This window comes from Streptomyces sp. cmx-18-6, from assembly GCF_046548915.1.
Taxonomy (GTDB): domain Bacteria; phylum Actinomycetota; class Actinomycetes; order Streptomycetales; family Streptomycetaceae; genus Streptomyces.
Window position 1 is genome coordinate 1 of the sequence record NZ_JAEBEP010000047.1, and the last position, 628, is coordinate 628.

A 628-nucleotide genomic window follows, 5' to 3' on the forward strand; every position below is an offset into this window, starting at 1 on the left:
TGGTGTCGGGGATGCGCCAGGGTTCGGAGCCGTTGGCCAGATATCCGTCCGAGAGCAGGAACACCGGGGTGCGGTAGGTCAGGGCGATGCGGGCCGCGTCGATCACCGCGTCGAAGCAGTCTCCCGGGGTGCGGGGGGCCACGATCGGTACCGGGGCCTCCCCGTTGCGCCCGTACATCGCCTGGAGCAGGTCGGCCTGCTCGGTCTTGGTGGGCAGGCCGGTGGAGGGGCCCCCGCGCTGGATGTCGATGATCAGCAGCGGCAGCTCCAGGGACACCGCCAGCCCGATCGTCTCCGACTTCAGCGCCACCCCCGGCCCTGAGGTCGTGGTCACTCCCAGCGCCCCGCCGAACGCCGCGCCCAGGGCCGCGCCGATCCCGGCGATCTCGTCCTCGGCCTGGAAGGTCCGCACCCCGAAATTCTTGTGCCGGGACAGTTCGTGCAGGATGTCGGAGGCCGGGGTGATCGGGTAGGAGCCCAGGTAGAGCGGCAGGTTCGCGAGCTGCCCGGCGGCGATCAGCCCGTAGGACAGGGCCAGGTTCCCCGAGATGTTGCGGTAGGTGCCGGTGGGGAACGCCTGCGAGGCCGGGGCGACCTCGTAGCTGACGGCGAAGTCCTCGGTCGTCTC

At 70.9% G+C, this 628-nt stretch carries 1 pseudogene; it reads right to left on the bottom strand.

Annotated features, from left to right (window positions below):
* Positions 1 to 628, bottom strand: a pseudogene (locus ACLJPL_RS34070) (2-oxoglutarate ferredoxin oxidoreductase subunit alpha); the annotation flags it as partial.